2 protein-coding genes are annotated in these 591 nt (G+C 66.0%); both read left to right on the forward strand.

Annotated elements, in window-relative coordinates; genetic code table 11:
* Window positions 1–12 precede the first annotated feature (12 nt).
* Window positions 13–177 carry an iron chelate uptake ABC transporter family permease subunit gene (locus IFT89_RS20935; RefSeq protein ID WP_374190809.1) on the forward strand — a complete coding sequence of 55 codons (165 nt, stop codon included), beginning with the start codon at window positions 13–15 and terminating at the stop codon, window positions 175–177.
* 4 nt (window positions 178–181) lie between these two features.
* On the forward strand, window positions 182–591 hold a 410-nt coding region (locus IFT89_RS19925; protein ID WP_202939852.1), incomplete at its 3' end, for an iron chelate uptake ABC transporter family permease subunit.

Raw genomic sequence — 591 nt, forward strand, 5'->3', positions numbered from 1 at the left:
CACCAGGGATGGATCCTCGCGTACTCGGTGCTGATCGCGCCCACCGTGACGGGGTTCGCCGATGTGCTGGGCCGGGTCATCACGGCGGGCGAGGTACCGGTCGGCGTCGTCACGGCGTTCATCGGTGCCCCGGTGCTGATCTACATGGTGCGCCGATTCCGGGTCTCGGAGGTATGACGGCGTGACCGAGCTCGACTTCGGCCGACGCATACACCGCATCGGCCCACACTCGCGGCCATTCCTGCTGGTGGATGGGCTGTCAGCTCGCCTCTGCACCGCCCTCTGGGTCGGCATCGTGCTGCTCGCGGTGTTCGCCGTGTTTTCGGGATCGGCGCAAATATCACCGGTCGAGGCGCTCAGCGCCCTCGTCGGTCAGGGCGACGACTACACCAACATGGTCGTACTCGAATGGCGTGCGCCCCGCATCCTCATGGCCGTGCTGCTCGGCGCGTGCTTGGCAATGAGCGGCGCGATCTTCCAGAACCTCACTGGTAACCCGCTCGGTTCCCCTGACGTAATCGGGTTCCAGACCGGTTCGTACACCGGCGCCCTGATCGTCATGCTGCTGATCGGTGGCGGCTCGGTCGAGAC

Origin of the sequence: Plantibacter sp. CFBP 13570 (assembly GCF_014841395.1) — a bacterium.
GTDB classification, from domain to species: domain Bacteria; phylum Actinomycetota; class Actinomycetes; order Actinomycetales; family Microbacteriaceae; genus Plantibacter; species Plantibacter auratus.